Annotated in this window: 24 protein-coding genes; 7 read left to right on the top strand and 17 right to left on the bottom strand. The window is 61.4% G+C overall.

Annotated features, from left to right (window positions below):
* Positions 1-63: 63 nt before the first annotated feature.
* The gene (locus E4631_RS16700) at positions 64-510 is read left to right on the top strand and encodes a hypothetical protein (protein ID WP_133657988.1); all 447 of its coding nucleotides are present in this window, start codon (positions 64-66) and stop codon (positions 508-510) included.
* Positions 511-570: 60 nt separating this feature from the next.
* On the opposite strand, the gene E4631_RS16695 is transcribed toward E4631_RS16700, so the two are convergent.
* Positions 571-1,065 (bottom strand): hypothetical protein, encoded by a 495-nt coding sequence (locus tag E4631_RS16695; protein WP_133657987.1) that lies wholly within the window; start codon positions 1,063-1,065, stop codon positions 571-573.
* 136 nt (positions 1,066-1,201) lie between these two features.
* Between E4631_RS16695 and E4631_RS16690 the strand changes: the two genes are divergently transcribed.
* On the top strand, positions 1,202-1,726 hold the full coding sequence (locus E4631_RS16690) for a GNAT family N-acetyltransferase (protein WP_133657986.1): 525 nt from the start codon (positions 1,202-1,204) through the stop codon (positions 1,724-1,726).
* 70 nt (positions 1,727-1,796) lie between these two features.
* Positions 1,797-2,027 (top strand): CDGSH iron-sulfur domain-containing protein, encoded by a 231-nt coding sequence (locus tag E4631_RS16685; protein ID WP_133657985.1) that lies wholly within the window; start codon positions 1,797-1,799, stop codon positions 2,025-2,027.
* 64 nt (positions 2,028-2,091) lie between these two features.
* Here E4631_RS16685 and E4631_RS16680 read toward each other — a convergent pair whose 3' ends face one another.
* The 4 genes from E4631_RS16680 to E4631_RS16665 all read right to left on the bottom strand — a co-directional run bounded on the left by E4631_RS16680 (position 2,092) and on the right by E4631_RS16665 (position 4,885).
* Positions 2,092-2,460 (bottom strand): hypothetical protein, encoded by a 369-nt coding sequence (locus tag E4631_RS16680; RefSeq protein WP_133657984.1) that lies wholly within the window; start codon positions 2,458-2,460, stop codon positions 2,092-2,094.
* A 62-nt stretch (positions 2,461-2,522) separates the two neighbouring features.
* Positions 2,523-3,569, bottom strand: coding sequence for a hypothetical protein (locus E4631_RS16675; protein WP_133657983.1), 1,047 nt, complete (start codon positions 3,567-3,569; stop codon positions 2,523-2,525).
* A gap of 74 nt (positions 3,570-3,643) precedes the next feature.
* Positions 3,644-3,898, bottom strand: a complete 255-nt coding sequence (locus E4631_RS16670; protein WP_133657982.1) for an acyl-CoA-binding protein — start codon at positions 3,896-3,898, stop codon at positions 3,644-3,646.
* Positions 3,899-4,012: 114 nt separating this feature from the next.
* On the bottom strand, positions 4,013-4,885 hold the full coding sequence (locus E4631_RS16665; protein WP_133657981.1) for a sterol desaturase family protein: 873 nt from the start codon (positions 4,883-4,885) through the stop codon (positions 4,013-4,015).
* Positions 4,886-5,193: 308 nt separating this feature from the next.
* Between E4631_RS16665 and E4631_RS16660 the strand changes: the two genes are divergently transcribed.
* Positions 5,194-6,498: an amidohydrolase family protein gene (locus tag E4631_RS16660; RefSeq protein ID WP_133657980.1), complete on the top strand. Its 1,305-nt coding sequence runs from the start codon at positions 5,194-5,196 to the stop codon at positions 6,496-6,498.
* A gap of 122 nt (positions 6,499-6,620) precedes the next feature.
* On the opposite strand, the gene E4631_RS16655 is transcribed toward E4631_RS16660, so the two are convergent.
* The 4 genes from E4631_RS16655 to E4631_RS16640 form a co-directional block, all read right to left on the bottom strand.
* Positions 6,621-7,355 carry a peptidylprolyl isomerase gene (locus E4631_RS16655; protein WP_133657979.1) on the bottom strand — a complete coding sequence of 245 codons (735 nt, stop codon included), beginning with the start codon at positions 7,353-7,355 and terminating at the stop codon, positions 6,621-6,623.
* Between the two features lie 59 nt (positions 7,356-7,414).
* Positions 7,415-8,602 carry a zinc dependent phospholipase C family protein gene (locus E4631_RS16650; RefSeq protein WP_166648115.1) on the bottom strand — a complete coding sequence of 396 codons (1,188 nt, stop codon included), beginning with the start codon at positions 8,600-8,602 and terminating at the stop codon, positions 7,415-7,417.
* Between the two features lie 437 nt (positions 8,603-9,039).
* Entirely contained in the window at positions 9,040-11,100 is a 2,061-nt protein-coding gene (locus E4631_RS16645; protein WP_133657977.1) for a M13 family metallopeptidase, read from the bottom strand.
* Between the two features lie 232 nt (positions 11,101-11,332).
* The gene (locus E4631_RS16640) at positions 11,333-13,390 is read right to left on the bottom strand and encodes a M13 family metallopeptidase (RefSeq protein WP_133657976.1); all 2,058 of its coding nucleotides are present in this window, start codon (positions 13,388-13,390) and stop codon (positions 11,333-11,335) included.
* Positions 13,391-13,658: 268 nt separating this feature from the next.
* Here E4631_RS16640 and xseA point away from each other — a divergent pair, with 268 nt between their 5' ends.
* Positions 13,659-15,032 (top strand): exodeoxyribonuclease VII large subunit, encoded by a 1,374-nt coding sequence (gene xseA / locus E4631_RS16635; protein ID WP_133657975.1) that lies wholly within the window; start codon positions 13,659-13,661, stop codon positions 15,030-15,032.
* Positions 15,033-15,151: 119 nt separating this feature from the next.
* The gene (xseB, locus tag E4631_RS16630) at positions 15,152-15,454 is read left to right on the top strand and encodes an exodeoxyribonuclease VII small subunit (RefSeq protein WP_133657974.1); all 303 of its coding nucleotides are present in this window, start codon (positions 15,152-15,154) and stop codon (positions 15,452-15,454) included.
* A gap of 59 nt (positions 15,455-15,513) precedes the next feature.
* On the opposite strand, the gene E4631_RS16625 is transcribed toward xseB, so the two are convergent.
* The 3 genes from E4631_RS16625 to E4631_RS16615 all read right to left on the bottom strand — a co-directional run bounded on the left by E4631_RS16625 (position 15,514) and on the right by E4631_RS16615 (position 17,638).
* Positions 15,514-16,053 carry a heme NO-binding domain-containing protein gene (locus tag E4631_RS16625; protein ID WP_133657973.1) on the bottom strand — a complete coding sequence of 180 codons (540 nt, stop codon included), beginning with the start codon at positions 16,051-16,053 and terminating at the stop codon, positions 15,514-15,516.
* A 132-nt stretch (positions 16,054-16,185) separates the two neighbouring features.
* Positions 16,186-17,064 carry an anti-sigma factor gene (locus E4631_RS16620; RefSeq protein WP_166648114.1) on the bottom strand — a complete coding sequence of 293 codons (879 nt, stop codon included), beginning with the start codon at positions 17,062-17,064 and terminating at the stop codon, positions 16,186-16,188.
* Between the two features lie 13 nt (positions 17,065-17,077).
* Positions 17,078-17,638, bottom strand: coding sequence for an RNA polymerase sigma factor (locus tag E4631_RS16615; RefSeq protein WP_240734995.1), 561 nt, complete (start codon positions 17,636-17,638; stop codon positions 17,078-17,080).
* 211 nt (positions 17,639-17,849) lie between these two features.
* Here E4631_RS16615 and E4631_RS16610 point away from each other — a divergent pair, with 211 nt between their 5' ends.
* Positions 17,850-19,247, top strand: coding sequence for an NAD-dependent succinate-semialdehyde dehydrogenase (locus E4631_RS16610; protein ID WP_133657971.1), 1,398 nt, complete (start codon positions 17,850-17,852; stop codon positions 19,245-19,247).
* A gap of 13 nt (positions 19,248-19,260) precedes the next feature.
* On the opposite strand, the gene E4631_RS16605 is transcribed toward E4631_RS16610, so the two are convergent.
* The 5 genes from E4631_RS16605 to E4631_RS16585 all read right to left on the bottom strand — a co-directional run bounded on the left by E4631_RS16605 (position 19,261) and on the right by E4631_RS16585 (position 24,256).
* Positions 19,261-20,028 (bottom strand): YdcF family protein, encoded by a 768-nt coding sequence (locus E4631_RS16605; RefSeq protein ID WP_133657970.1) that lies wholly within the window; start codon positions 20,026-20,028, stop codon positions 19,261-19,263.
* A 118-nt stretch (positions 20,029-20,146) separates the two neighbouring features.
* Positions 20,147-20,503 carry a thioredoxin family protein gene (locus E4631_RS16600; RefSeq protein WP_133657969.1) on the bottom strand — a complete coding sequence of 119 codons (357 nt, stop codon included), beginning with the start codon at positions 20,501-20,503 and terminating at the stop codon, positions 20,147-20,149.
* A 72-nt stretch (positions 20,504-20,575) separates the two neighbouring features.
* Complete coding sequence (locus E4631_RS16595; RefSeq protein ID WP_133657968.1) at positions 20,576-22,345, bottom strand: DUF885 domain-containing protein; 1,770 nt, start codon at positions 22,343-22,345, stop codon at positions 20,576-20,578.
* Between the two features lie 16 nt (positions 22,346-22,361).
* Positions 22,362-22,865 (bottom strand): hypothetical protein, encoded by a 504-nt coding sequence (locus tag E4631_RS16590; protein ID WP_133657967.1) that lies wholly within the window; start codon positions 22,863-22,865, stop codon positions 22,362-22,364.
* A 26-nt stretch (positions 22,866-22,891) separates the two neighbouring features.
* Positions 22,892-24,256 (bottom strand): AAA family ATPase, encoded by a 1,365-nt coding sequence (locus E4631_RS16585; protein WP_133657966.1) that lies wholly within the window; start codon positions 24,254-24,256, stop codon positions 22,892-22,894.
* Positions 24,257-24,264 lie beyond the last annotated feature (8 nt).

The raw sequence follows: 24,264 nt of genomic DNA, 5'->3' as shown, positions 1-24,264 counted from the left end.
ATAAGCTACTACCCTCTCCTACCCACCTTCCCGCTACTATACTCTCCTACCCCCCTTCCGGCTATGATATCTCTCCCTACCGACACTACCCAACTGTTGAGCCTGCCCGACCAACACGGGGCGCTGCTGGCCGATTACGATTTTTACCCGCACCTCGACCTGCTGCATGTGCGCTGGCACGGCCACCTCACGGCCGATAGCCTGGTGCGCGGCGCCAAAGCCGGCATGCGGCTATTTGAGGGCCGCAGCTTACCCCAGCGGGTGCTCAGCGACCACAGCTTGGTATCGGGCGAGTGGAGCGAGGCCCTGCCCTGGCTGCACTACGAGTGGCTGCCAGCGGCCATCCAAAAAGGGCTGCGCACGGTGGCCCACGTGCTCTCGCGTGACCCTGCCAGCCGCCTCACCAGCTACCCCGGCAACCCCGAGTTTATGGCTGCTCTGCAGCAGCAGCTCCGGGCCCGGCCGTTTCGCCACGTGGGGCCGGCCTGGCAGTGGCTCACGCATCACTAGGCCTTTAGCTGCTGCTGCCTAAGGCATTGGCTATTAAGGCGCAGCGAAAATTTCGCGCTATTAGCGGTTGCTCTTGCTTTCGTCGATACGGTCTTTGACGCGGCGCGCCCCTTGCAGGGTGCGAAACTCGCCCTGGTAGCTGCGCACCGTGAGGCGGTCGTCGAGCGGCAGGTCGAGGCGCACGGCTTCGTAGCGGGCGTTGAGGCGGGTGAGGGTGGCGCTGGCCTCGTCCCACTCCTTGCCATCCCAGCTGCGGCGCTGGTCGCGGGTAGCGTCCAGGAAACGGCTGTACACGTCGAGCAATTGTGGGGCCGACAGGTGGTTTACATCCACGCTTTCGTGCATGATTTTGGTCAGGCCGGGGTCAGCATTGGCCAGGAAAGGGCGGGTAGCAGCGGCGGGGCGCGGGGCCGACGCCTGGGGCCGCCCGCCCGCCAGGTCGCCCCGGCGCAAGAGGCTGTCCTGGCGCGAGTTCTGGGCGGCAGCCAAGAGCGGTAGCGCGGCAGCTAGCAGGGCAAACGCCGTAGGGCGCAGGGAAAAAAGAAGCTTATTCATGGGGTTTAGTACGGAATCTGGCAAAAAATGCTTTGCCAGCTCCGGGCCAACTTAACGCGCCAGGGCGGCGTTGCGTATGCCTACCCGGCGTAGAAGTCGGTTTTTTGGCCGACCTTCGCCCGATTATTCGTTCGTTATGCCCACTCGCGCTACCCCGGCCATTCCGGCCACGCCCCTGCACATTCAGCCCGCCACCGAGCAGGATATCCCTACCATCATTGGGCTAGCCGAAGCTACCTGGGAGCCCACCTACCGCTTCATCATCTCGAAGGAGCAGATTGACTACATGTACCGCGTCATCTACACGCCGGCCTCCTTACTGCGCCAGATGCGCGACCAGCACCACCAGTTTTTGCTTGCCTACGTGGAGGGGCAGCCCAGCGGCTTCGCTTCCTATTCCGAAAAGCCGGAGGGCGTCTATCACCTCAACAAAATCTACGTCCTACCCTCGCACCAGGGCCAGGGCCTGGGCCAGAACCTGGTGCAAGCCGTGGTAGGCGCCGTGCGCGAGGCCGGCGGCAAAGCCCTGGAGCTCAATGTGAACCGCCACAACCCGGCGCTGGCCTTCTACGAGCGCCAGGGCTTCGCGCAGCACCGTGAGGAAGATGTTGCCATCGGCCCGTTCTGGATGAACGATTATGTGCTACGGAAAGAACTGTAAATCACTTATATGTCATTGCGAGCCTAGCGAAGCAATGACAGCTTTTATTCCTCACTCCTAATTTTTCAAAATGGCTACTAAGCTCACAGTTCTTTCCAATGGTTCGCTCCGCGTAGAAGGCGAAGACATTCAGCTCGTTGATGCCCAGGGCAATGCCTACGGCCTGGGCGGCCGCGAGCGCATCAGCATCTGCCGCTGCGGCCTGAGCAAGCAAAAGCCCTTCTGCGATGGTTCGCACAAGGGCCATTTCGACCACGACGCCGTAGCCTTTGACCTGCCCGCGCCGAAGCCGGTGGTGTAGCTCCGGCCACATGTACCCCTAAAAAAAGGCAGTTGCTCCGGCTCGGGGCAACTGCCTTTTGGTTTTAAGTAGTTGGGGTAGCGAGCCGCGTGAGCCGCGCCACGGCCGCATCGGGGTCTTCTACTTCAATAATGAGGCGGGTAAATTGCTCGTCGGCCAGGTCCACTACGATGGTATTCTCATCGTGCCGCACATCTATGAAAGAGGGCTTACTATCAAAGAAGCCATCCAGGTAGAACGTGCCGGCCTTCAGGAAGCCGGGCACGTTGGTGCCAGGCATGCGCAAGCCACTGGCATGCGAAGCTTCCGCGTCGCGTCGGGCTCCCTTAATATTTGCCTGCGGAATGCGCAATTCGCTACGCAGCGCCCAGAGCTTGTGCCAGCCCTGCACGGTGAATACTACTACATCGCCCTGTTGTTCAATAGTTACCATAGCGAAAAGGTGGGGCCGCAGCCCTTAAATGTGCGTGCTGAAGTAGTATATCGCCGGAGGGCTTAGGGCATTACAGTAGCCAACGTTCTGGGGCCCAGCATCACCCACAGGTTCAGGCGCACCACGTCGCCCATCGAGTCGCAGGAGTCGAACTTATGGGTGCGGTGATAGCGGTTGAGGGCCACTTTGAGCTCGTCTACTTTGTCGGCCGGGGCCAGCTGCTGGCGGCGCATCACGTCGAGCAGGGCCTTGAGGCGGTGGCGCTCGGCGCGGGCGCGGCGGGCCATGAGCGTGCGCTCCTCGGTCTGGTACTGGCGCAGCGTGGAAGGCTTGAGCAGGCGGGCACACAGCTCCACCACGGCGTGGTTGTCTTTGAATGACTGAGGCACGTACATAGCCCGGCGGCCCTCGTAGCTCTGCTGGTCGAAGTCGATGGCCCGCACCCGATACTGCTCATCCTCAAAGTCGGGCGTCACGTCGATAACGTAGTTGTAAGCCCGCATATCGCCCAGCAGCCGGGCAAAGCAGCGCTCATTAAACTTGACGAACTCCTTGGCGATGCGCACCTGGTTGAGGTGCGGCTGGTTGAGCCGCAGCCGAATAAAATCATCGCCCGGAATGCCAGCAATGTGTTCCTCAATGAGCGTATTGCCGTTGTCGACGAGGTAGTTCATCGAGTTGGGCGACAGCAGGTGCTCCAGCTCCAGACCGTAGAGGCGCGAGGCATCGGCCTGTTTGACATAAAAATAGTCGTAGTTGTCGTTGAGCTGGTTGAGGATGCGCACCCGAAACGGATGCGAGTTGCCAAAGCGGCAGTAGTCGATGCGGTCGGCCAGCAGGTCGTCGGCAAACGACAGGTCGCCGGCCGTTTTGAGCAGCGCATACACCTGCACCAAGCCATGGCTGAGCTCCACTAAGGCGCTGGGCTCGTAAAAAACTGTTTGCCACAGCGTGTCCTTCCCCGCCCGGTCGAGCAGCGGAAACGAGTTGCTGAAGCGCAGCAAATCGGCGTAGCTCACCGGCAGCGGCGCCTCACGGTCGTAGTCGCGCAAGTACTGGCGCAGCGCCGGCGTGAGCGGGTAGCTCGGCTTTTTGCGGGAAATATCCATTCGGTAGATGAGTAGCTGAGTAAGGGAGTAAATGTGGGGAAAAGCTACTCATTTACTCCCTTACTCATTTACCGCTAGCCCGCCAGCTCGGTTACCAGCTCCACGTATTGCTGGCGGGCGGCGTCTTTGCTGAGGCCGGCGAGCTGGTGCCAGGCATCGTATTTGGCAATGGCCTTGAAGTCGAAGCCGCCGGGACGCGGGCCGGTGGAGTCTCCTTCGGTAGCCTGCTTGTAGAGCGCGTAAAGCTGAAGCAGTACCGTATTGGAAGGCTTGGCGGGTAGCTGCTGGGCCTGCTGGGCAGCAGCCTCAAAATCTTGCTGAGAAGTCATAGGTGAGTGAGTAGTGAGCAATGAACAGTGAGCAATGAGTAGTGAGTAGTGAACAGTGAGCAATGATGAGGTAAAGAACGTAACTGTTCACTGCTCACTCTTCATTGCTCACTGCTACTCGGCCAGCGTGGTGAGGGGGGTAGGCGGCAGCGGGCGGGTGGGCACCGAGCCGTCGGGGCGGGCCCAGGGCAGCAGCGGGGCCAGGGGTAGCGCCAGCAGCTGGGGCACGGACTGGGCGGCCGGGTCGGGGTAGGCGGGCACACCGATGGTTACCTCGGCCTGCGGCACGTTCAGGCGCAGGGTGCGGTGCAGGTAGTCCCAGAGGCTGAGCACGACGCCGAAGTTGCTGTCTGTTTCGCGCTGCACCTGCGAGTGGTGAATGCCGTGGGCGCGGGGCGTGATGAGCAGGCGCGCCAGGGGCTGCTCCACGGCCAGCGGCAGCCGCCAGTTGCTGTGCTGAAACGCCGTGCAGGCCTCAAACACCGCCTCGTAGCTGAGCACTGTGGCCGGGCGCACGCCCAGCAGCGCCGGCAGCGCCGCCCGGTACGGAATGCTGGCCAGCATCTCGCCAAAGTGAAAGCGCCAGGCGGTGGTCAGGTCCATGTCGAGGTCGTTGTGGTGCACGCGGTGCAGGCGCCACAGCAGCGGCGCGTGCAGCAGCCGGTGCCAGGTGTAGGCCAGGTAATCGAGCACTAGCACCTCGGCGGCGGTGCGCAGCGGCTCGGGTAGGCGGGAGAGGGGTAGGCGGCGCGGGGCCAGGGCCTGCGCAAAATTGACCATGGCCGGCAGCAGCGTGAGGCGCATGGCGGGCAGCGAGGGGGCGGCCAGCAGCACATTGCGCGTCCAGCGCTCGGGGCGCGGGCGGGTGCGGCGGCGCAGCGGGCGGCGGGTTTCGAGCAGCAGCAGGCCCAGGCCCAGCACGGCCAGCGCGGGCCCGGCCCAGTGGTCGAAGCGGCGCAGCAGCACCGAGGAAGAAGGGGTAGACATGATTTAAGGTGAGGGAAGTAGGTGGCTAACGGCTTAGCCCACGGCTTAGTTAACATGTTCGCTGCTGAAAAAGCAATAAAAGAGCGTCTGTCATGCTGAGCTTGTCGAAGCATCTTGGCCGCTTCATCCAACGAGGCGGCCAAGATGCTTCGACAAGCTCAGCATGACAGACGCTCTTTTATTGCTTCAGGAATAAGCATAGACAAACCAACTAGGGCAACATTCCTACTCCCTAAGGCCGTGTGCACGTTCACCGCGTAGCTTGCGGGTGATTTCTAGCTCCTTCCCTACCCCCCCTTCTTTTCCTTATGCGCACTGCTACCCGCCCGCTACTACTACTTGCCGCGCTGGGCCTCACCGGCCCGGCCGCCTTCGCCCAAAAAACCCTGATGCACTGCGGCCGCCTGCTCGACGTGCGCAGCGGCCGGCTGCTCAGCCAGCAGACAATTGTGGTGGAGAAGGACCGCATTACGGCCGTGCAGAGTGGCTACACGGCCGCCAGCGGGCCGCAGGACCAGGTTATTAATCTGGAAAATAAGACGGTGCTGCCGGGCCTCATCGACTGCCACGTGCACCTCGAATCGACGCCCAGCCGGGGCTCGTTTGCCGAGCAGTTTACCCTGAACCCGGCCGACGTGGCCTACCGCGCCGAGGCCAACGCGCTTACCACGCTGCGGGCGGGCTTCACCACCGTGCGCGACTGCGGCGGCTCGGGCGTGAACACGGCCCTGCGCAAGGCCGTGGCGCGCGGGCTGGTGCCGGGGCCGCGCATCTACTCGGCGGGCACGGCCATTTCGAGCACCGGCGGGCACATGGACCCCACCGACGGCCTCAGCGATTTTATGATGGAAAAGCTGAACCCCGGCCCCGCCGAGGGGGTAGCCAACGGCCCCGAGCAGTGCCGCCAGGCCGTGCGCGAGCAGTTTCGGCGCGGCGCCGACCTCATCAAAATCGCCAGCACCGGCGGCGTGCTCGACCTGAGCAAGGACGGCAGCGGCGCGCAGTACACCGAAGAGGAAATCCGAGCCATCGTGAGCACCGCCCGCGACCTGGGAATGCCCGTGGCCTGCCACGCCCACGGCGCCGAGGGCATTAAGCGGGCCGTGCGGGCGGGCGTCACCAGCATCGACCACGGCTCTTTGATGGACGCCGAGGCCATCCAGCTGATGGCCAAAAACCGCACCTGGTACGTGCCCACCATCATCGCCGGCAAGTCGGTGGCCGACACCACGCGGCGGCACCCCGACTACTTTCCGCCCGTTATCGCCGCCAAGGCCCTCAATATTGGCTCGCAGATTCAGGCCACCTTCGGGCGGGCCATTAAGCAAAACGTGCGGGTGGCCTTCGGCACCGACGCGGGCGTGTACCGCCACGGCCAGAACGCGCGGGAGTTTGGCTACATGACCGAGGCCGGCATGTCGCCCATCGACGCCATTCGCGCCGCCACCGTCAATGCCGCCGAGCTAGTCGGCGACCCCCAAAACCTCGGCGCCCTCGAAGCCGGCAAATACGCCGACATCGTGGCCGTGGAGGGCGACCCTTTGCAGGATATTTCCGCCCTCACCCGGCCCCGGTTTGTGATGAAAGAGGGCAAGGTGTACGTGGGCCAGTAAGCGCAAAAGGCTTGAAAAAGAACGTCATGCTGAGCTTGCCGAAGCATCTCTACCGCGTAAGTAGCTCTAACATTTAGAGTTAGTCACGCGGTAGAGATGCTTCGGCAAGCACAGCATGACGTTCATTTCACCACCTCCACTTTCATCGGCACATCTTCTATCGGCCAATTATCCTGGGGGTCCACTTTTACCCGCGATATCTTGTCGATTACATCCAGGCCCTCAATCACTTCGCCAAAGACAGTGTACTTGCCATCGAGGGCGGGCACGCCGCCTTGGGTGCCGTAGGCGCGCACCTGGGCGGCGGTGAGGGGCCGGCCCGCCACCCCGCGCGCCTGGTAGGGCGCCAGCTTTTCGCCCACCACGAAGTAAAAATCGGTGTTCGAAGACAGGTGGCCGGGGTTCTGCTCGTCGTCGTAGCGGGCCATGCCCAGCGCGCCTTTTACGTGGAAGTGGTTAGGCCGCATTTCGGGGGGTAGGCGGTAGCGGCGCAGGTGAATGGTGCGCGGGCCGGAGGTTTGGCCGCCCTGCACGGCAAATCCCTTCACCACGCGGTTAAACACCGTTTCGTCGAACACGCCGCGACGGGCCAGCAACAGAAAATTGGCCTTGTGAATGGGCGTATCATCAAACAGCCGCACCCGGATGTTGCCCAGGCGCGTCCGCACCAGCACCTCCGAGCCGGGGTACTGGCGGCCATATTCCAGCAGCGCGGCCGGCGCGGTGCTGTCGGTGAGGGCCGCGATGTCGGGGCCGGGCGGCTTGGGCGGCGGCGGGGTAGTAGCGGCGGGCTTGTCGGCGGGGCCGCAGGCGGCCAGCAGGAGCAAGGCCGGCAGGGTAGGCAGTAGGTAACGCACAGCGTACTGGGAATAATGTAGGTACTAAAAGAACGTCATTCGTCCCTAGTCATTCATCCCTACCAGTGGGGCGTGGTTTTTTGCTTGTCGGTGCCGGTCGGGCCTTTGGTTTTCACCTTCATCTTCACGTTGGGCCCGGCGGGGGGGGTAGGCGCAGCCGGCTCGGGGGTGGCGGCGGGCTCGGGCGGCGGCGGCGGGGTAGCCTCGCCGTCGGCGGCCTTTATCTCGTCGGGAGCGATGACCCGCTGCTGTTTCTGCTGCGCTATGAGGAGCTGCTCGTTGGCCAGGTTGTTTTCTTTCCAGGCCTTGAGCTGGGTGGTGAGCTGGTCTTTTTCGTCCTTGCCGAGCTTGGGCGGGGCCATAAGCTTGTCGAGGTCGGGGCGGCCGCCCTCCTGCCAGGCCGTGAGCCACATGGAGGCCACCATCGGCGAGGCGCCCTTCATCCGGAAGGCCACCTGGCCGCCCACTTCCTTCTCGTAGGCATCGGCGAAGGCGTCGGAGTAACGGCGCTGGGTCTTGCCGAAGCGGTGCGTGAAGCTGTACTTGGTCTGGGGCGTGAAGCCCTTGCTCACCTTGCTTTCGAGGTCGTAGGTGGCCGTGAGGAAGCCGTAGCTGCCCTGAATAACGCCCCAAATGCTGGCCAGCGGGTCTTTCAGTACCTTGGCCTCCTCGCCATTGAGCTTGTAGGCGTTCAGGTAGCGCTCGGGCAGCTGGCTTTCCCAGAGGGCGTGCAGGCCGGTCTGGCCCGTGAGCTGGCCGTCGTAGTTAACGGTGGTGTGCAACGGCACGAAGGCATCGGCGGTGTAGTGGCTCAGCTCGGCCGAGTACTTGATGATGCCCACCGTGTCGCGCGCGCTGAAGGCCGCCGCCAGCTTGTTCTTGGTTTCGATGACTACCCACGGCACGGTACCGTACTTTTTGAGCGTATCGGCCGAGAATTTATCCACCGCCTCGTCGTACCCGCGTGGTATTTTGGCGAAGGGATTGTCCTCCGAGTAGTGGTCCAGGTCGATGAAGTGCTTGGGGCCCTCGGTGGGGTCCTGGTTGCGACGCTCGTCGGGGGCGGTGCTCAGGCGCACCAGCTCGGCCATGTGCCGGAAGTAGAAGGCCTGCATGCTGGCCGGCAACTCGTAGATGGCCACCTGCGTGATTACGCGGTGCCCCAAAAAGCCCCAGGCACGGGCGGCGGGAGCGGCCGGGCCCAGCAGCAGCGCCGCCAACCCCAGGCTCAAGATTATTTTTTTCATATAGCAAAAACGCGGCGGCCTTACCCCCCTCGGGGCCGGCCGGCGGGCCCGAAGTTCGGGCCGGGCGGGCATATTTCCACTGGCCGTGCCGCCCACGCGGCGCTTCTTTCAGCCCGGCAAAAATTAACTTCTCAAAATGCCCCAATTTTATACTATTCCGGCACAACCCCAAGCCCGGCAATCTGCGTACAGTAACTATCCTTCCCACCCACTTTCTAATCACAATATGATTTTTTGCCCACGCAACACGGGCTAGCGCCTGCACTACCTCTGATAGTTCGTTTCGAGGCTTCGTAAAGCTTCTGGCTGTAGCGGTTACAAGGCCCGGCTTCCTACCCAGGAGGCCGGGCTTTTTTTGGCAAGCTGACACTTACAAAAACAAAAAAAGCCTGGCCGTAGGGCCAGGCTTTTCGTCGGTTAAAGTATTGGCAAAGACCTTACCAAATGCGCGAGCGGTCGGCGGTGGCGCGCACCATCTTGTTGCCGTCTTTGCAGCCAAAGGCCTCGTAGAACTCGGGCATGTTCATGAGCGGGCCGTTGGTGCGGTACTGGCCCGGCGAGTGCGGGTCGGTCTGGATTTGCTGGCGCATGGCCTCGGGGCGCTGGTTGGCGCGCCAGATTTGGGCAAAACCCAGGAAGAAGCGCTGGTTGGGCGTGAAGCCGTCGATTTTCTTACCCGCCTTGGCCTCAGCCGTTTTCTGGAAAGCCTGGTAGGCGATGGTGAGGCCGCCGATGTCGGCTAGGTTTTCGCCCATCGTCAGCTTGCCGTTCACATGCACCGAGTCGAGGGGCGAGAAGGCGTCGTACTGCTTGCCCACCATGTCGGCCTTGGCCGTGAATTTCTCGTTGTCCTCCTTGGTCCACCAGTCGCGCAGGTTACCCTTGGCGTCCGAGCGGCGGCCCTGGTCGTCGAAGCCGTGGGTCATTTCGTGGCCAATTACGGCGCCAATGCCGCCGTAGTTCACCGCGTCATCGGCCTTGGGGTCGTAGAACGGCGGCTGCAAGATGCCGGCTGGGAACACGATTTCGTTCATGCTCGAATTGTAGTAGGCGTTCACCGTGGGCGGGGTCATGCCCCACTCGCCGCGGTCAATCGGCTTACCAAACTTCTTGAGGTTGTCCTCGGTGCGCCACTCGGAGGTGGCAAACAGGTTTTGCAGCGCGCTGGTGCGGTTGATTTTCAGCTTCGAGTAGTCCTTCCACTTGTCGGGGTAGCCGATTTTCACCGCGAAGGCATTGAGCTTCTGAATGGCCTCCTTCTTGGTGTCGGCGCTCATCCAGTCGGTAGCCATGATGCGCTCGCCGTAGGCTTTGCGCAGGTTTTCGACCATCTCCTTGGCCTTGGCCTTGGAAGCGGGCGAGAATGCCTGGTCCACGTAGAGCTGGCCGAAGGCCTCGCCCAGCGCGCCGTCGGTGGCACGCAGGGCGCGCTTCCATCGGGGCTGCTGCTGCTTAGCGCCCGTCAGCACCTGCTGAAAGCGGAAGCTGGCGTCGCCGTAGGCTTTGGGCAGGGCCGAGGTCACGCCCTCTACCAAGTGCCAGCGGAAGTACTGGCGCTGGTCGGCAATGGGCGTACTGGCCATCAGGTTGCTAGCGGCGGCCAGGTACTCGGGCTGGCCCACGATGATATCCTGGGCGCCGCTCAGGCCGCTGTCCTTTAGCACCAGCGGAATGTTCAGGCTGGGGTAGTCTTTAGCGGCCTGGGCCACGGTCGTTTTGTTGTAGTTCTTGATGCGGTCGCGCAGGTCCACCCGACCCCGGCTGGCCTGAGCCATCTTGGTTTCGAGGGCCAGCACGGCATCAGCGTTGGTAGCGGCCAGGCTCGGCGCGTCGCCCAGCATCTGGAATACGCTGGTCATATACGTCTTGTAGGCAGCGCGAATACCCTTCGAGCGGCCATCTTCCTTGAGGTAGTAGTCGCGGTCGCCGAGGCCGAGGCCACCCTGGCCCATGCTCACGGCATACTGGGTGCTGTTTTTACTGTCCTGGCGCACGCCAAAGCTGTACCAGCCCGTGCCGTACGACTTGGGGTCGGCCATGTACTGCTGAATCTCGCCCAGGCTTTTGAGGCCGGCAATCTTGTCGAGGCGCGGCTGCAGGTACTTGAGGCCGGCGCTCTCAATGGCCATCGTGTCCATGGCGGCGGCGTAGAAATCGCCCACCTTCTGCTCGTTGGTGCCAGCCTTGGCCGAGCGGTCGGCGGCAGCTTTCACCAAGATGCCTTTTTCCACGGCGATGTTGCGGTCCTGCAGCTCGTTGAAGGCGCCCCAGCGGGTTTCGGCGGCCGGCACGGGGTTGTTCTTTATCCAGTTGCCGTTGGCGTAGTGGTAAAAATCCTCGCACGGCGACACCGACTGGTCGATGTTAGCGAGGTTGATGCCTACGCCCTGCTGCGGGGGGGTAGGCTTGGTGGGCGGCCCAAAGGCAGTGGTAGCGGCCAGGCCGCCGAGGCCCAACGTAGCCAGCGCCAACCGCGAGAAGGTGGTAGTAGAGGACATAAAACTGTTTGGTTTGAAGAAAAAGAAGAAAGGCGAACTTAGTCACCATAGATGTAACTGCCGCTTCACAGTTGCATCACGCCCGCTTAAAGAGAGGGGGTAGGGATTTTTTTGTCATTGCGAGCAACGCGAAGCAATCGCACCCGAACGACACCCGGACAAGTCGTTCGAGTATCGTTCGGGTGCGATTGCTTCGCGTTGCTCGCAATGACAACGACTACTTGCCCCTACCCTACCAGATGCGCGCCTGGTCAGCGGTCGGGCGCTCCATCTTGTCGGTGGGCTTGCAGCCGAAGGCTTTGTAGAACTCGGGCATGTTCATGAGCGGGCCATTGGTGCGGAACTGCGCCGGCGAGTGCGGGTCGGTTTGCACCTGCTGGCGGGCGGCTTCGGGACGAATGTTGGTGCGCCAAATCTGGGCCCAGGCCAGGAAGAAGCGCTGGTCGGGCGTGAAGCCGTCGATGCTCTGGGTGCTCTTGGCCTCGGCCGTTTTCTGGAACGCCTGGTAGGCGATGGTCAGGCCACCGATGTCGGCCAGGTTTTCGCCCATCGTCAGCTTGCCATTCACGTGCACCGAGTCGAGGGGCATGAAGGCATCATATTGCTTGCCCACCATTGCGGCCTTGGTGTTGAATTTCTCGCCGTCCTCCTTGGTCCACCAGTCGCGCAGGTTGCCCTTCGAGTCGTACTGCCGGCCCTGGTCGTCGAAGCCGTGGGTCATTTCGTGGCCAATCACGGCGCCGATGCCGCCGTAGTTCACCGCGTCATCCGCCTTGGGGTCGTAGAACGGCGGCTGCAAAATGCCGGCTGGGAACACAATCTCGTTCATCGGCGGGTTGTAGTAGGCATTCACCGTGGGCGGCGTCATGCCCCACTCGGTGCGGTCGATGGGCTTGCCAAACTTGCTCAGGTTGTCCTCGGCGGCCCAGGTGCGGGCGGCCAGCACGTTTTGCAGCGCACTCTTGCGGCCGATGGTCATTTTGGAATAATCCTTCCACTTATCGGGGTAGCCGATTTTCACCGCGAAAGCATTGAGCTTCACCAGCGCTTCCTTCTTGGTGGCGGCGCTCATCCAGTCGGTAGCCATGATGCGCTCGGCGTAGGCTTTGCGCAGGTTCTCAATCATTTCCTTGGCGCGGGTTTTGGCGGCGGGCGAAAACGCTTTGTCCACGTAAAGCTGGCCGAAGGCCTCGCCCAGCGCACCGTCGGTAGCGCGCAGCATGCGCTTCCAGCGGGGCTGCTGCTGCTTGGCGCCGCTCAGCACCTGCGAGAATTTAAACGCATCGTCGCCATACGCCTGGGGTAGGGCGCTGGCCACGCTGCTCACCAGGTGAAAGCGCAGGTACTGGCGCTGGTCGGCCAGGGGCTCGGCGGCCAGCAGGTTGCTCACTTCCTTCAGGAATTCGGGCTGGCCCACAATCACTTCCTTGGCCGTGCCGAGGTGGTTCTGCTTGAGCAGCAGCGGCATGTTGAGGTTCGGGAATTCCTTGGTGGCCTGGGCCACGGTCATTTTGTGGTAGTTGGCCTGCGGGTCGCGCAGGTCTACGCGGCTCTTGCTGGCCTTGGCCAGCTTGGTTTCGAGGCGCATCACGGCGGCGGCGTGCTCCGTCGCCTGGGCCTGGGTGTCGCCGAGGCGCGTGAAGGTGCTCATCAGGTAGGTCTGGTAGGCCGCCCGGATATTTTTCGAGCGCGCATCCTCCTTCAGGTAGTAGTCGCGGTCGGGCAGCGTGAGGCCACCCTGGTAAAACTGCACCGCGTACCGGGTGCTGATTTTCTCGTCCTGCCCTACCCCCGAGTTAAACCACACGCTGCCGGCGTGGGCCTTGGGGTCGGCCAAAAACGCCTGCATTTCGGGCAGCGTTTTCAGGGCCATAATGCGGTCCAGGTACGGCTTGAGGTAAGTCAGGCCCGCCTTTTCGATGGCCACCGTATCCATGGCCGAGGCGTAGAAATCGCCTACTTTCTGAGCATTCGAGCCAACCTTGGCCGTAGCCGCATTGCGCGACAACTCCTCCAAAATAGACTTCTGCGTGGCGTAGTTGCGGTCGGCCAGCTCATTGAAGCTACCCCAGCGGCTCTCGGCGGCCGGCACGGGGTTGTTCTTGAGCCAGCTGCCGTTGGCGTACTGGAAGAAGTTGTCGCAGGGCTGCACCGAGTTGTCGATGTTGGCCGGGTTGATGCCAACGCCTTTGGCGGGGGTAGTCTGCGCCAGGGCCGGAGTGCCGGCCGCCAGGCCCAGCGCCGCCACGGCCAGGGCCGCACCCCGCTGGTAACGAGAAATTTTAGACATGAAACAGGAAAAGTGGATGGGTTTGGGGGTTGGGGTTAGAGCCGGCAAGTTAGGGGTTGCCGCCAGCTTTAGCACGTCGGCAAGGTACTTTTGCATCCTGCCTGGTTGCTAATTGAAGCCGTCTGTCATTGCGAGCGCAGCGCGGCAATCTTTCCTTGTCGTTCGCATAGTTGGATTAGTAACCCTAACGTGAAGGAAAGATTGCCGCGCTCCACTTCGTTACGCTCACAATGACAACCGATTTTAGCTGATAATTCCCTACCCCCCCATGCCCCTATATCCGCGCCGCGCTGCCCCTACCCCCGCCGAGCCGGCCGCCCCGCTCAGCCTGGGTGCCCTCATGGCGCAGGTGCGGGCCGCCCTAAATCACCGCTTCCCCGACAGCTACTGGGTAGTGGCCGAGGTGGCCGAAATGACGCGCCCGCGCCAGGCCGGCGGCCACTGCTACCTCACGCTCACTGAGCCCGCCGCCGGGGCTGAGGCGCTGGGCTTCACGGCGCAGGCACGGGCCACGCTCTGGGGTAGCCGCTACCAGCAGCTGGCGCCCGCCTTTGCCGAGGCCACCGGCCAGGAGCTGCGGCCCGGCCTGCGCCTGCTACTGCGCGTGAAGGTGACGTTTCACGAGCAGTACGGCTTTTCGCTCGACGTGTTGGCCCTCGACCCCAGCTACACCGTGGGCGAGCTGGCCCGCCAACGCCTGGCCACGCTACGCAAACTACAGGAAAAAGACCTGCTGGAGCGCCAGCAGGAGCTGGCCCTACCCCTCGCCCCGCAGCGCCTGGCGGTCATCTCCTCGCCCACCGCGGCGGGCTTCCAGGACTTTGTGCGCCAGCTCGAAGAAGCGCCGTATGATTTCGCCCTCACGCTCTTCCCGGCGCTCATGCAGGGCGAGGGCGCGCCGGCCAGCATTCGGGCGGCGCTCGATGCCATCCGGCCGCGCCGGGGGCAGTTTGAGGTCGTCATTCTCATTCGCGGCGGCGGGGCCAAAACGGACCTGCTGGCCTTTGATGAATATGGCCTGGCGGCGGCCGTGGCGGCATTTCCGCTGCCCGTGCTCACCGGCATCGGCCACGAGCGCGACGAGGCAGTGGTGGACCTGGTGGCCCACAAGGCACTCAAGACGCCCACGGCGGTGGCGGCGTTTCTGGTCGAGCGCCTGGCCCGGCTCGAAGGCCTGCTGCTCGACCTGGCCGAGCGCGTAGCCGACCGCAGCCGCCAGCACCTGGCCCGCCACCACGCCCAGGTGCAGCGCCTCGCCGACCACTCGCGCGAGGCCGCCCGCCAGCAGCTGCGCCGCGCCACCGACCAGCTGGGCCAGCGCAGCCGCCAGGCCACCCAGGTGCCGCGCCAGCACCTGCGCCAGCTGGGCCAGCAGCTCGAAAGCTTTCGCTACACCCTACCCCGCGCCGCCCGCCAGGCCGTGGCCCAAGAGGCCCAGCGCCTACGCCGCCGCTCGCGCACGGTGCTGCAGCGCTTCACGCGCCACCACCAGCGCCGCCGCGAGCAGTTGCTGCGCCAGCAGCTTACCACGCGGTGGAAATTCGAGCTGACACTCAAGAATCGCGAATTAAAAATCGCGAATTACGAAGTGCATATGCTGCGGCAAGAAAACCAATTATTGAAGCTGCTTGGAAAGCATTGAAATTAATTATTGAACGTCCTGCTTCAACAAGCGGACGCCAGATGAGCATGACGCCCCAGAATATTCCTAAATAGCTTCATCCCCGAATTCTTAATTTCCCTACCCCTACCCCTACCCCCGTGACGTACAACGAAGCCATCCAGGAATTAGAAACCATTTTACGCAGCCTCGAAACCGACCAGGTAGACGTGGACGACCTCACGGCCCGCGCCGAGCGCTCGGCCGAATTAATTCGCCTGTGCCGCCACAAATTGCGCCACGCCGAAGCCTCGCTCGACCGCGTATTCGACTCGCTCGATGAGGAGGAAACGGAAGAGGAAGATACTGAATCAAAAGACGATACCCCGGACGAAGAAGAGGATGATACCGATGATTATCAGCCCGGTGGGCCGGGGCGGCCAGCTTCCCCGCGTTTATTTTAGAATATGGGTAAAACGTCATGCTGACAAAAAAGCATGACGTTTTACCCCTTACTGATTTCTCAGTTCCGGCGCACGTGAATTTGCACGCGCTCACCGTCTTCGCTGGTGGTGGGCATCACGTCGATGCGGTCGGCCTCGTCGTAATGAACAGCCAGGCCACGCACGATGCCCACGGCCAGCCCACCCATGCGGCGCGGCGACACGTAGTCAATCAGTAACTCATTCTCATTCAAGCGCTTGACCTGGAGCACGGGCGGCGAATTTTCGGGGTGTTCGCGGCGCACCTGAACGTGCATGGTATGCTCGGTATTTTCCAGCATTTCGAGGGTACGCCAGTTGGGGTTCACGTATTTCTGATACATGTACATGAGGTCGGGCACGAGGTATTCGCCGAATTTTTCGTGCAGCTCACCGGCCGGAATGCCCGTTGTTTCGGCAGCCTGGCCTATCAGGGCGTAAATGTGCGCGTCGGGATATACTTCGCGGTGGCTGAAATCGCCCGATTCCAGCCCCGCCAATTCTACCAGCTTTAGCCAGGTACTGTGGTCGTACTGCGTTTGAACGTAGCGCTTGAGTAGTGTAAAAATGGTACCGTGCATAGAAGGAGAAAAGTGCTATTCGACTGATTACAACGCATAGTCCGCCGAAAGGTTGGGCAACCTGGTCAGAGCCCAAAAAAGGCGCCCGCTTCGGAAAGCGGGCGCCTTTTTTGGGCTGGTATTTACTGCTGATTAAATATTACCGATAACCGTCATGGTCGTGAGGGTAGGCCCTGCGCTGCCACCGGTGGGCTCCACGGTCATGGCGAAGGTTTGGGCGCTGGCGATATCCTTCATCTGCTGGAGGTCGTCGCCGGCGGCGGTAGTGGCAGCGAGCACGCCGGCATCAATGGGCTTGCCCTTGTCCAAGGCCCAGAGTTGGTACTGCTTGCCGGCGGGCAGCGGCGGCAGTTCCTGCACATCGAGGTACACGCGGTGGTTGACGCGGTTGAACAGCACGCGGGCGCTGGCCTGGGGGTGGGCCGGCGTGCCTGCCAGGGCTACCGTTTTAAACTGCGTCGACCGGAATATCTGAAGCTGGCTCTGGGTGTTTTGGAGGCGGCGCTCCGCTACCTGCGAGGTTTGGGCAAAGCGCGCCTGGTTATTTTGAGCAGCTACCAACTCGGTATTTGCGTTCTGCCAGCGGCTGTATAGCAGCGCGTTAGCAGCCAGGCTCAAGAGCAGCGCCACAGAGGCGGCAATGGCCCAGCCACCGCTGCGCTGCGCCACGGGAGCCGGGGCGTAGGTTTCGGCGGGGCGCGGGTTGGAGGCCGACACCCGCATGATGGGCGGAGCAGCAAATGGCGCGGGGGTAGCGGCAACCGGAGCCTCCGCAGCACTGATTTCGGCTAGTACGCGGCCCAGAATACGCTCGCGCGCTCCGGCCGGCGGGGCTACGGCGTGCGCTTCGGCATACACGCCAAGGCCAGTTAGTAGGTCATCTAATTCTTGGCGCACCTCGGGGGAACGCGCCGCCCACGCTTCTACCTCGGCCTGTTCGGCCGGGGCTAGTTCGCCGAGCGCATATTGCTCTAGGCGGCCTGATTCGATATATGTTTGGAAATCTTCCACTGATGTAACTATTTTAACGAATAAGTTTGGCTAGTACTTTCAGAGCGGTGCGGGCGCGGGTTTTAACCGTGCCCAGCGGCAGGTTTAATTCTTCGGCCGCCTCACTCTGTGTGAAGCCACCGAAATAGAGCAGGTCGATAATCTGGCGCTGTTCGGGTACGAGCTTGCGGGTAATTTCCTGCAAGCCAACGTGCTCTGGACGAAAGGTATCCGGGGCGGCCTGGCGTTGAGCAGCCAGACTATCGTCGAGGCCCTGGGTGCGAGAACCTACGCGGTGCTGTCGCGAGCGGATTTTATCGATTGCTAAATTTCGGCTGATATTCACTACCCAGGTAAAAAGGCGCCCGCGAGTAGTATCGTAGCTGGCCATTGAGTGCCAGATTTTGACCAGTGCTTCCTGCAACACATCCTCGGCCTCTTCCTCATCTTTGACGATGCGGTTGATAACACCGTAGAGCGCCGCCGAATAGCGGTCATAGAACTCGGTCATGGCCGACTGGTCACGGTCGCGTAGGCGCCCGACCAGTACCGCTTCAGCGGCAGTTGGGGTTGATATGAGAGATAAGTCGGACACGAGTAAAAGAGCAGAGGAATACACTAACCGAACGAGCCGAAACGAGCGACTATTCGCGGCGAATGTAACCCGCGTTTAAGGTATGGCGCGTTTTATTCAGCAATACGAATAAAAAGGAACGACGGCTACGCCCCATAACCCACTGGGCCTTGGGTTAGTTTGTACAAAGATGGTGGCCGCGCCGTACTGCAGGCCCCTACCCCCCTCTCTTATGGCTATCGAATCTATAAATCCTTATACCGGCCAGCGGCTGCGGCGCTTTCCGACTTTTTCCTGGGCTAAAACCGAGCGTATTCTGGCCCAGGCCCACGGCGCGGCGGCCTCCTGGCGCACTACCTCGTTTGCCGAGCGGGCCACCGTGCTGCGCCGCGCCGCCGAGCTGCTGCGCGAGCGCGAAGACGAGCTGGCCCACCTGATGGCCACAGAAATGGGCAAACCCCTGCGCGACGGCCGCGCCGAAGCCCAGAAGTGCGCCGCCTGCTGCGACTACTACGCCACCCACGCCGAAGGCTTTCTGGCGGATGAGGTGGTAAAAACCGATGCCGGCCGCAGCTTTATCAGCCACGCACCGCTGGGCGTGGTACTGGCCGTGATGCCCTGGAACTTCCCGCTGTGGCAGGTGGTGCGCTTTGCCGCGCCGGCCCTCATGGCCGGCAACGTGGGCCTGCTCAAGCACGCCGCCAACGTGCCGCAGTGCGCGCTGGCGCTGGAACAGATTTTTCACGATGCCGGCCTACCCCCCGCCGCCTTCCGCACGCTGCTCATTGAAACCGAGCCGGTAGAAAAGCTGATTGCCGACGACCGGGTGCGGGCCGTGACGCTCACCGGCTCGGAGCGGGCAGGCATAGCCGTGGGTACCGCCGCGGGCCGCGCCATCAAGAAAACGGTGCTGGAGCTGGGCGGCTCCGACCCGTTTATTGTGCTGGCCAGCGCCGACCTGCCGCTGGCCGCCAAAACCGCCGCCCAGGCCCGCATGATTAACGCCGGCCAGAGCTGCATCGCGGCCAAGCGCTTTATCGTGGAAAAATCGGTGCAGCCGGAGTTCGTGCGGCTCCTCAAAGGCCACTTAGAAACGTTGCGCTACGGCGACCCGCTCGCCGACACCACCGACTACGGCCCGCTGGCCCGCCCCGACCTGGCCGATGAGCTGAGCCGGCAGGTGGCCGACTCGGTGGCGCAGGGCGCGCGGGTGGCGCTGGCCGGCGGGCAGCCCCGGCCCGGCACCGCGCAGTTTGCCCCGGTTATCCTCACCAATGTCAAAAAGGGCCAGCGCGCCTACGCGGAGGAGTTTTTTGGGCCGGTAGCGCTGGTGCTCACCGCCCGCGACGCGGCCCACGCCGTGCAGCTGGCCAACGACTCGCCCTTTGGCTTGGGCGCAGCTGTGTGGACGCGCGAAGCGGCCCAGGGCGAGGCAATGGCCCGCGAGCTGGACTGCGGCGCTGTGTTTGTGAACGGCATGGTGAAATCGATGCCCGAGCTGCCCTTCGGCGGGGTCAAAAAGTCGGGCTACGGCCGCGAGCTGTCCTATTTAGGCATCCGCGAGTTCGTGAATCAGAAGTCGATTTGGATTGCCAAGGCCGCGCAGCCCGCGCCGACCAAGACGGAGTAGCGACCAAGCTGCCTCAGCAATAGCCGGCTACTTTGTACACCACGTAGCCGGCTAGTTCGTGCAGCAGCAGGCTCCATAGCGTGAGGGCGTCGGAGTCGGGCATCAGCCAGTAGTTGGGCATCCAGCTACGGTCACTCCCGCGGAAGTCGGCCGGAAACGGCCGCGGGTGCAGCCCTACCCTGGCAAAGCAGCCCAGTGCCCGCCGCTCGTGGTAGGCCGAGGTCACGAGCACCAGCGATTTTATATCGGGGTGCTGCTGCAGCAAAGCTTTGGTAAAGAGCGCGTTCTCGTGGGTATTGCGGCTGCGGTCTTCCACGAGAATAGCCGAATCGGGCACGCCAGCCAGGCGCAGCAGGGTGCGCAGCTCGTCGGCCTCGGTGGGCGACGCGCCCAGCACCGCGCTCGACCCACCCGAGATGATGATGCGGCGCACCCGCCCCGACCGGAACAGCCACAGGGCGTTGGTGAAGCGGTCGGCCCCGCGCCCCAAGTACACCCGGTCGGGGGGCGATTTATCGTGCTTGGTAATGCCTGTAAGCAGCACCGCCGCATCGGCGGGGGGTAGGGCAGCCAAAGCCACGGGGGGCGTTTCCCAGGCCAGGAGCACCTCGTTGAGGAGCACATTGTTGGTGCCCAGCACGGCCAGCAGCACCGCCGCGCCCAGGCAGTAGCGTCGCGCCCGGCCGCCGGGCCGCGCCAGCCAGGCCAGCAGCAGCAGGCCCACCAGCCACAGGGTGGGCAGCAGCACAAAATCGAGCAGCTTGGAGAGTAGAAAGAACAAAAGGCGGTGGCTTGCGGGTGGCAGCTATTTAGGTAATAATCAGAACGTCATGCTCATCCAGCGGCCGCTCGCCGAAGTATGACGTTCTACTTTATTTAGGAACAAGCCTGACTGCTCCCTACCCGTTCACGGGTATAAAAGCCCGCAGGCGGTCGAGCTGGGCCACTACGTGCGCCTCTTCGGTGAGGGCGTCGCACTCGATGAGCCGGCCCTGGCAGTAGCTCACGAAAAAAGGGGCTACTTTTTCCAGCATCATTTTCTTAGCCACCGGGTTCTGGTCCGAGTCGAGGCGTACAAACAGGATACCTACGTTCTGAGGGTCTTCCACAAACTTGGCGAAGGGGGGCGCCAACAGTTCGCAGGCCGCGCAGTTGTCAGAGGTAAACTTGGCAAATACCTTCAGGTGCTCGTGGGTGAGGCGGCGCAGTTGCTCGTCGTCGGTATCGACTACTTGCTGGCGGGCTTCTTCAGTCATATAAAAGGGCGTAGGAGATAGTAGGCGCCAAACCGGCGGCTCTGCCCAAAAGTTCGCAGGGTAAAGATACGCCTAGCGCCGCAGCATCAGCTGGCGAATGTACCTGACCGGGGCGCTGCCATAGCTCAGGAATTGCTCGTTGAAGTTCTTGAGGTTGAACTTGCTACCCTCCCGCTTCTTGACTTCCTCGCGCAGGGCCACAATCTCGGTGTAGCCCGTGAAATACGAGCTGAGCTGCACCTGGCTGAGCGTGGCGCGGTGCCACTTGTTGCGGGCTTCGGCCTCTTCCTGAAAGCCCGCGCCGGTGAGCAATTTCACCACGTCGGCCTCGCTGGCGTTTTGGGTCTGGATGAGGTTATCGACCACCGCGTTCAGCGTCGAGCGCATGTTCCACTTGTCCCACAGCAGCCAGATTTCGTCCGAATTGTTGCCGTAGCCACTTTCCAGCATCATGCGCTCGGCGTACACGGCCCAGCCCTCCACCATGGCCCCATTGCCAAAAATGCTCTTCACCAGCGAGGGCGAGCGGTTGGCGTACACGAGCTGCGTGTAGTGCCCCGGAATGGCCTCGTGGATGTTGAGAATCTGCAGGGTATAGTCGTTGTACTCACGCAGGTAGCTCTCGGCCTGGGCGGCCGTCCAGGTGGGGGGTAGGGGCTCTACGTTATAATACGTGTTGGCCTTGGTATCGTAGGGGCCGGGGGCCGATACGCTGGCGCCCGCGCCGCTGCCGCGCATGTAGCCCGGCGTTTCGCGCACCACCAGTGGCTTGCTGGGGTCCTGGGTCAGCAGGTCGTGGTCGTTCACGAACTTGGTGAGGGTCGGAATCTGGCGTTTCACCGCGTCCACGAAGCCGTCGCGCGGGGCGTGCTTCAGCGTCAGCTGGTCAATGACCTGGCGAATGAGCCGCAGTGTATCCTTGGGCATGGGCTGGCCGGTGCAGTACTTCGGGAAGAGCCGCGCCGCCCGCCGGCCCATGTCGTGCAGCAGCTCGGCCTTGTGCGTTTGGGCCAACTTGAACACCTCCTCAGCCGAGTAGCGCGACTGGATATCGAGCGCAAATTTCCGGTCAAACAATGCCTTGCCGATGCGGAATGAGCGGAAGTCGGTGCCCTTGGTCAGCACGTCATTTTTCAGAAAACCAATGTAGCCCTGCACGGCCGCCTGCGCCCCCGCAATGCGCTGACGTAGCAACTGCTTTTCGGCCGCGCTCAGGCCCGAGCGGCGCACCGAGTCGGCCAGGGCGGCGCCCAGCACGGCCAGGCCGCCCTCGTTTTGCTGCACGCCCAGCGCGGCGTGCTCGCGGGTGGGCCGGGTGATATTGGCCTTGGCGGCGGCGTAGTAGGCACCGGCCTGGGCCAGCTTGTCGGAGATGTTGCGCAGGCGGCGGTCAAGGGGGTAGTAGTGGCCATTGAGCAGGTCGCCCACGCTGGCACCGAGGTTGTAGCTGGCAGGGTTCCACTGCCAATTTTTGAGCGTGTCGGCGTACCAGCGCTCCGAGCGCAGCTCGTTGGTGAGCAGGTGGTAGTCGATTTGATTATTAGGCGAGAGGCTGTCGAGCGTGAAGCCGCCGAGCGTACCCAGATTTTGGGTGATGAAGGCGGCATCGCTGCGGCGTTGCGCGTCGCTGGGAATCACAAGCAGCGAGTCGTATTTATGAAAGCCGGCCGACGCGGCCGCCTCCGGATTCTGCCGCCAGAAATCGAGGATAAACTGGCCTTTGAAGCGGTCGAAGCGCGCATCGGCGGGCGTGGCAGCCGGCTGGTCGGCGCTGGTTTTGGACGAGTTGCTAGTGCAGGCGGGCAGGGCGAGCGCGAGCAAAGGCAGGTAGCGGAGTTTCATGGGGCGTTATCGGTAATTATATTCCGGCAGGCACACACCGGACTGATTCAATGGAGGCCCCAGCTTCGAGCCAAGTAATGCAGCGCGCAATATCTTCGGTTGGATTCACCCATGCGACTGGCCGGGGAATTTCCATAGGTTGCGCATGTGTGGTAAACAGTGCTAAGACATTCGTTTCCTGCGACACTACCGCGTGGTCAGTAGCTAATGCATTTTCCAATAAATGCACATCCTTCAGCATCTCCCGTCGGGTTTTAGCAGTGCAGTCAAGCTGATAAATACGGTCAGTTAAGCCACTGTCTGGTTCCGGCACTAATGAATGCCATAGCTTTCTGGAAGCCATTTGTACGAGCCAACCTCGTGTAAAAGCTGATTTATGCTTTTGCCATTCCTCTTTCTGGGTAGCCGTGAGCACTACCCGGTGTTGCTTGTCAATAATTGTTTGCAATACTTGTCGGCAAGCATCCGAAACCGGGTGCTGACTTTCACTGGCCGAGCGCGCCACATTAGTATCAACCACGATACGGCGGGAGGTAGTAGGCAGCCTCATTTAGCAGCCTCCCCGAACTGCCGCAAGCCAACCGCTGTGAGGTAGGCATCCTGCGCTTTTAATTCTATCTCACTAAAATCTTCGGGCCATTCTCCATACGCGCCATCCTCGTCGGGCACTACATATTGAACATTGGTAGCGCCTTTCGCATCGCGGGTAAACCAGTGCAGGCCCACATCTGTATTAGCAATTTTGCCCTGCGCAATAAGTGTTTGAATCGTCAGCAGCAACAGGCTGCTGTGCGTTTCTACAATTACGCGCACACCTCGGTTAGCAGCTTCAGCCAGCAATTCGCCCATTGCTACCTGAGCGCGGGGATGTAAGTGAAGCTCAGGCTGCTCGATATATACAATCTGTCCTTCCTGCGCTGCGATGAGCGCTACTAATATTGGCAACAATTGCGACACACCGATTCCCACGTCGGCTATATTTACCATATCGGCTTTGCGCGGCTTGGCCTTGGAAGCAGAGGGCAGACGGTTTACGCTTAATTCTACTTCGTTAGCGTTTTTTACCTTCGCCATGACGGCATTGGTAAGGCCCAGGCGTTGAAGAGAGTTATTTAATTGGGCTAGGGCTTCGATGTTATTCTGTTGCTGCCATTGATTAATAGTACCCGCAACATATGAGTCAAAAGTTCCTTTGACTTGATAGTCAAATAATGAATTTACATAATTTCTCTTAGGGGCATTACGTAGTCCAGGTATATGCGCAATATTTGCGATTGTTGGCTGCAAAGCAAAAGTTGGATTAAATCCAGCACCTGTCACCCCGTTATTTAACTTTTTTTTATCATTATTATAAAACGTAATTCCTAAAAAAGCATTTTCACGGATAATTTTTCCTGTATCATCGTCAAATCCATCAGGTATGTAAGGGACTTTCCATTCAACAGGAGTTAAAAAAACCTCTCCCTGAACAGGCTGAAATACCCTTTGGTATTTGTATAAAAAATTCACTTCATCTAATTCGTAAGCGAATTCAAGATAAATTGGACGAACAAGATTTTTATCACTAAATATATTTCTTCCACTAACTATCACAGAAAATATATTATGCTCAGGTTTGAGTTTACTCAGTAACTCCTTTGCTGTTTCCGCCTGCACGTGTGCGCCATCCAGCACCAGCGCCCCAACCGGCTGATACGGCGCTTCCATCGTCTGCTTAATCAATAGTATCGGCTGCATAATACTCGATTTACCCGAGCTATTAGTACCAGCCAGCAGCGTCAGTGGCCGCACGTGCAGCGTAGCATCAACCAAGGATTTGTAGCCCTGCACCCGAATTTCTTCGATGAGCATATAGGGCGGCCGGTTGGGCACGGGCGGGGGGGTAAGAGAAGTAGTGCGTTTGGTAGCCATGTGGCAAA

The organism is Hymenobacter sp. UV11, from assembly GCF_004684095.1.
Lineage (GTDB): Bacteria > Bacteroidota > Bacteroidia > Cytophagales > Hymenobacteraceae > Hymenobacter.
Note: the sequence above shows the minus strand (reverse complement) of the source record. Positions and strands in the feature narration are given on the sequence as shown.